Source organism: Paraburkholderia sp. FW306-2-2C-D06C, assembly GCF_058781505.1.
In genome coordinates this window covers 1-6335 of sequence record NZ_JBYSWU010000107.1, presented here as the reverse complement: position 1 = coordinate 6335, position 6335 = coordinate 1, and the positions used below count along the sequence as shown (strand labels likewise).

The window sequence follows — 6335 nt, the reverse complement described above, 5'->3', positions numbered from 1 at the left end:
CAGCTTTTCGGCCTTCGGTCGTCACGACGAGCTGGCGTTTCCGTCGATCTCCTTCGTGGGAGATCGTTGAGATGAGCCTGCGGCGGAACAATGGTGCCAGATTGGCCGACAGATTCGATCGGTCCATTTCCAGTTCTGCTGCCATGTCGCCGAAAACGAGTGGTTCGCGTAGATGTAGCAAGGCGAGCATGCAAAACTGGGATGCGTTGACGTCCGTATGCCGCAGTGCTTCGTCGAAATGAGCCCAGAAAGCGCGCATTGCGCGCTGGGCGAAAAAATGGTTGAGCGCGAGAGCGGAGATTTCTCCGATTGCGAGCATCGACGACTCGCAATTCTGACTTTCCATATCTGCGGTTCCGGGTGCGTACGGGCTCGATTGCAAAGAGTTCCGTGCTGTCGCGGGCGGTCGTTGCAAGGCGCCGAAGTTGTCATGACCATGGACGCCTGAAGCTGATCACTCGTCGGCGCAGGGCGGCCCCGCGAACGTGATGCGCAGACCACGTTGCGGCGGGAGAGAGGCTTCACACGAGCCCGAATGTCTTCCTCAAGCTTGCATCGACGGGGCCGGAGGGCATGAAGCGCCGCAATTTGCGCAACAGGGATGCTTCGCCGGCCGGTGTGCGACGCATACGCCAGCTGCCAAGCGCGGCTTCAACAATTGTGTTTGCCACGCCATCGGGCGCGGGGGCACCTTCGATACTGTTGACGACTGCGCTCGATGCAAGCGCACGCTCGCGGTCATAGGCAGCGATTTTCGAACTCACCTGAGGCGCATTGACGTCGAGATTGGTTCGGGTAAAGGACGGCTCGATCAGCGTTGCGCGGATGCCGAACTGGCGCATCTCGTGATCCAGCGTCTCGGTCAACCCCTCGACGGCATGCTTGGACGCCGCATAGAGTCCCATGTACGGTGCCGGCAAGAAGCCGAGTACCGAACTGATATTGACGATCCGTCCGCGTTGTTGCGCGCGCATTTGCGGAAGCACTGCATGGACCGTACGCAAAATGCTAAATACGTTGGTGTCGAAAAGCGCGACGGCTTCGGTAACCGACGTTTCCTCCACCGCTCCGATCAGCGTCGTGCCAGCATTGTTGACGAGCACGTCAATGCTGCGCCCGGCGCGATCGAAGATCGTATGAATCGCGCTTCGAACGGAGGCATCGTCGCGCACATCCATTTCGACCAACTCGACGCCGGCCAACGGCGCCGTTTTTGCAATGCTGCGCACGGTGCCAAATACGCGGCACCCGCGCTTCGCGAACTGCTCTGCGGTCGCGCGTCCGATACCCGATGACACGCCGGTCACAACGACCACTTTGGAATTGGGCATGGCAGTTTCCTTCGATACAGTAAATTGATTGCGCTTTAACTGCGCGCGTCGAGCGCGTCCTGCAGCGTCGGTTCGGGAGGAAAGGCGTGCTCGTGGCGGCCCTTGTGCAAAACTGCGGGGTTGCCCGGCCGAATCCTGAACCAGATCGCGTACATGGCCGGCAGGAACACCAGCGTGAGAATCGTCCCGGCGAAGGTGCCGCCGATCAGCGTGTAGGCGAGCGTTCCCCAGAACACCGAATGCGTCAGCGGGATGAAGGCCAGGATCGCCGCCATGGCCGTGAGGATCACCGGGCGCGCCCGCTGCACAGTGGCTTCGACGACCGCATGGAACGGATCCAGCCCGGCATGTTCGTTCTGGTGAATCTGCCCGATCAGGATCAGCGTGTTGCGCATCAGGATCCCCGACAGCGCGATGAGACCGACCAGCGCATTGATGCCGAACGGCTGCCCGAACAGGATCAACGTCGGCACCACGCCGATCAGGCCGAGCGGGCTGGTCATGAACACCATCACCATCGCGGAGATCGAGCGCACCTGGAAGATGATGATGACCAGCGTGATCGCCAGCATGATCGGGAACAGCGGCAACATGGCGGTCGTCGCCTTGGCCGATTCCTCGATGGAGCCCGCCTCCTCGATGCGATAGCCACTGGGCAGCTTCGCGATGATCGGCTGAAGCTGCCTGGTGATTGCCGTTGATACGTCCGGTGGCTGCAGGTTGTCGGCAATGTCGCCGCGTACCGTGATCGTCGGCACGCGGTCGCGCCAGCGCGTGATCGGCTCCTCCATGCGCACATCGACCTTGCCCACCTGCGACAGCGGAATGCGTTGCCCGTTGGCGCCGGCCAGCGTGAAGTCGCCGAGCCGGGCAGGGTCGAGACGCACATCGCCGGCCGAACGCGCGATCACCTGCACGCTTCGAATATCCTCACGCACGGCGGTGACAGGCACGCCGGTGAGCAGGAACTGCAGTTGTTGCGCGACGGCGCTGGACGTCAATCCCACCGCCTGCAAGCGATCCTGCTGCAAGGTGAAGTGCAGCGTCGGTGAGCGCGTGCCCCAGTCGGTGTTGACCGTGCGCATCATCGGACTGGCCTCCATCACCTGCTGAACTTGAGCCGCGATTCCACGCAGCTTGTCCGGGTCCGGACCGGTGACGCGATAGGCGACCGGGAACGGCGAATACGGCCCGAACACGAGTTGCGTGACGCGCACGCGCGCTTCGGGCACAAGACCGTCGGCAATGGCTCGCCGCAGTCGCACCTTCAGTGCATCGCGTTCCTCCTGACTGTCCGTGCGGATCACGATCTTCGCGAACGACGGATCGGGCAGTTCCGGTCCCATCGCCAGGAAAAAGCGCGGTGCACCTTGCCCGACGTACGCGGTGACGATCCTGGCTTCCTTCTGTTCAGACAACCATGCCTCCACCTTTTGCGTGGCGGCGCTGGTCTGTGAAATCGATGTGCCATAGGGCATCTGCACCTCGACCAGCACTTCGGGACGGTCGGAGATCGGGAAGAACTGCTTCTTGACCACGCCCATACCAATGATGGCCAGGGCGAAGAGGCCAACGACCGAACCGGCGACCAGCCATTTGCGCGCGATGACGCGCGTGAGCAGCTGACGGAAGCGGTTATAGCGCGGCGTGTCGTAGATTGCGTCGTGGCCGCCTTCGACCTTCTTGAAGTCGGGCAGCATCTTCACGCCGAGGTAGGGCGTGAAGACCACCGCGACGACCCACGATGCGATCAGCGCGATGCCGACGATCCAGAACATGTTGCTGGTGTATTCGCCGGCGGTGGAGCGCGCGAAGCCGTTCGGCATGAAGCCGACCGCGGTCACCAGCGTGCCGGCCAGCATCGGCGCGGCCGTATGGCTCCACGCGTAGGCCGACGCGGCCACGCGGCTGTAGCCTTCCTCCATCTTCACGACCATCATTTCGATCGCGATGATTGCGTCGTCCACCAGCAGCCCCAACGCGAGGATCAGCGAGCCGAGCGTGATGCGGTCGAAGTTCTTGCCGGTAGCGGCCATCAGCACGAACACCACGGCCAGCGTAAGCGGCACGGCTGCGGCAACCACCAGGCCCACGCGCCAGCCCATGCTCACAAAGCTCACGAGCATGACCACCAGCAGGGCGACGAAAAACTTGAGCATGAACTCGTCGACCGCCGAATGAATGTTGACGGCCTGATCGGTGACCTTGGTCAGACTCATGCCCAGTGGCAGCCCGGCGTTGATTGCGCCGACCTCGCCGTCCAGTGCCTTGCCGAGATCGAGCCCGTTCCAGCCGTCGCGCATCACGATGCCCAGCAGCAGCGCGGGTTCGCCGTTGTTGCGGATCATGAACGTCGCCGGATCTTCGTAACCGCGATCGACGGTGGCGATGTCCGACAGCTTCAGCGTGCGGCCTTGCGCCACGATGGGCGTGTCGCGGATCTTCTGCAGTTTGTCAAAGGCGCCGTCCAGGCGAATGAACACCTCCGGACCTTTGGTCTCCACGGAGCCGGCTGGCGTCAGGGCGTTCTGGCCATTGAGCGCGGCGAATACGTCCTGCGGGCTGACACCGAGCGTTGCCAGCCGGTCATGCGAGAACTGGACGTAGATGCGCTCGGCCTGCTCGCCGATGATGTTGACCTTCTTCACGCCAGGCACGTGCAGCAACCGTTGGCGCAGCGTCTCGGCATCGCGCACGAGCAGCCGTTGCGGTTCGCCCCGGGCTTTCAGAGCGAAGAGCGCAAACGTGACGTCAGCATATTCGTCGTTGACCATCGGCCCGATCACGCCAGCCGGAAGGTTGGCTGTTTCGTCGCCGATTTTTTTCCGGGCCTGGTAGAACTGCTCCTGCACTTCCGACGGCGGTGTGGTGTCGAGCAACGTCAGCGTCGTGAAGGCCATGCCTGCGCGCGTGTATGTCTCGGTCCGGTCGTACCAGCGCAGCTCCTGCATGCGTTTTTCGATCTTCTCTGCGACCTGATCGTGCATTTCCTGCGCAGTGGCCCCCGGCCATACGGTGATGATCGTCATCACCTTGATTGTGAACGCCGGGTCTTCGGCGCGACCCAGCTTGAAGAACGACAGGAGCCCGGCCAGCGAGATCAGGCAGATCAGGAACAGGGTGATGGAGCGCTCGCGCACGGCGAGCGCCGACAGATTGAATCGGCCTTCGCTCACGGACGTGCTCCTTCGTTCGCCATCGCGACGGCCTGGCCGGACACGCGGACCTGTTCGCCTTCGCGCAGCAACTGGGCACCGAGCGCAATGACGCGATCGCCTTGCTTCAACGTACCGGACACGCGCGCGCTGTCGTCGTCCAGGTGAAGGACCGTCACTGGCTGCCATGCAACCCTGGCCGGCTCGCCGTTGACGACCCACACGCCGGGCCCTTTGCCAGCGTCGAGCACCGCGCCGATCGGCACCTGCATGCCGCCCTGGAGCGCCACGCGTGCGTCCGGTATCTCGATCGTGACGGTTGCGCCTAGCGGCGCGTCGGCCAGCGCACCCTGCAACACATAACGAGCTTCGAAGGTGCGGGTACGCGGATCCGCCGTGTCCGAGAGCTGGCGCAGCGTGGCTGGCACGCTGACGCCGCTGTTGCCGAACAGGGTTGCCTGGGCGACCGAACCGATGGCGGGGCGCAGGGTTTCCGGTAGCTGGATCACGGCCTCGCGGCGCCCGGCGTGGGCCAGGCGCACCACGGGCTGTCCGGCGCTGACGACCTGGCCCGGTTCGGCCAGCGTTTCCATCACGACGCCATCGCCGTCCGCGACCAACTCGGCATAGCCCGTCGCATTGCGCGCCACGTCGGCGTCGGCCTCGGCCGCGCTGAGCTGCGCCCTGGCTGCATCGGCGGCCGCCTTGGCCTGGTCGTAGGCCGAAGCCGAGATCGCACCCGTGCCGCGCAGGTCGCGATAGCGCTCCTCATCCTGCGCGGTCTGCTGCGCACGCGCCCGCGCAGCGGTGACCGCCTCCTGCCGGGCCTGCGCGGCAAGCTTGAGATCGATGGGATCGAGGCGCATCAGCAGCTGGCCGCGTTTGACGGTTTGGCCGGCATCCACAAGCCGTCCCAGCACCTTGCCGGAAACACGGAAACCCAGGTCGCTTTGCACGCGTGCCGCGACGGTCCCCGTAAACGAGCGGGACGCGGGGACGGCGCGCTGGGCGATGGCCGTGCGCACCAGCGGCACCTCGGTGCGCGGATCGGACGGTGCTTTTTCGCCGCAGGCCGCTAGCGCAAGCGGCAGCGCACAGGCGAGTGCGGAGGTGGCGAGGCGACGCGAGAACATGAAAGTCCCATCGATGAAGTGATGATGGCTTTCATTATGGTTCTAGTGACCATTATAGTCAAGAGTCACAAACGTGAGCCCGGTCAGGGCGACAGGCTACGGAGTACCAGGCTGGACAGCTGCGCAGGCGCGACGTCGGTGGTGTCGCGGTTGTACTGCAGGAGTAGCGGGTTGAGGTAGGGGCGCAGCACCAGATAGATCGCCATCGCGGTTTCGTCCAGCGGCGTCTTGCGCTCGAAGTCTCCGCTTTGCCGGCCTGCCTGCAGGACTTCCTGGAGCAGCTTCTGAACACGTGCTTCATAAGCCTGAACCGCCTGCCAGTTTTCCGTGGCGGCCGATGCTGCGATGTCGTACAGCTTGCGGTCCCGGAAAAACAGCCTGAGGCTCGCATCGGTAAAGACCTTGAAGATCCGTCGCAGCTTCTCCGGCGGCAGATCCGTCTCCGCGACGGCTGTCGTGACCTCGTTTTCGATCTCGCGCAGGCAGTTGACGCAGATCATCTCGCCAATGGCCTGCTTGGATTCGAAGAACTTGTAGATGTAGGCCTTGGAAAACCCGATCGCCTTGGCAAGGTCGGAGACCGTCGTTTTCGCGTAGCCATACCGGCTGAAGTGCTCGGTGGCGGCGGCAACGATCTGGTCCCGTACCTCGTGATCGGCCGGGCCGCGCGCGGGGGCGGAGGGAGTGGTGGTGTTTTTCATGGGTATAGCATACAG

General features: G+C 63.6%; 5 protein-coding genes. All 5 read right to left on the bottom strand.

What is annotated here, in order from left to right; all coding sequences use genetic code 11:
- A partial coding sequence (locus AC3WLT_RS36700) for a MarR family winged helix-turn-helix transcriptional regulator (RefSeq protein ID WP_492596451.1) occupies window positions 1-346 on the bottom strand: 346 nt, incomplete at its 3' end.
- Between the two features lie 175 nt (window positions 347-521).
- Window positions 522-1331 (bottom strand): oxidoreductase, encoded by an 810-nt coding sequence (locus tag AC3WLT_RS36695; protein ID WP_492596450.1) that lies wholly within the window; start codon window positions 1329-1331, stop codon window positions 522-524.
- Between the two features lie 35 nt (window positions 1332-1366).
- The gene (locus AC3WLT_RS36690; RefSeq protein WP_492596449.1) at window positions 1367-4507 is read right to left on the bottom strand and encodes an efflux RND transporter permease subunit; all 3141 of its coding nucleotides are present in this window, start codon (window positions 4505-4507) and stop codon (window positions 1367-1369) included.
- Window positions 4504-5619 carry an efflux RND transporter periplasmic adaptor subunit gene (locus AC3WLT_RS36685; protein WP_492596448.1) on the bottom strand — a complete coding sequence of 372 codons (1116 nt, stop codon included), beginning with the start codon at window positions 5617-5619 and terminating at the stop codon, window positions 4504-4506. Before AC3WLT_RS36685 ends, AC3WLT_RS36690 begins: the two co-directional genes overlap by 4 nt.
- A gap of 83 nt (window positions 5620-5702) precedes the next feature.
- Window positions 5703-6320 carry a TetR/AcrR family transcriptional regulator gene (locus tag AC3WLT_RS36680; protein WP_492581116.1) on the bottom strand — a complete coding sequence of 206 codons (618 nt, stop codon included), beginning with the start codon at window positions 6318-6320 and terminating at the stop codon, window positions 5703-5705.
- Window positions 6321-6335: the final 15 nt, after the last annotated feature.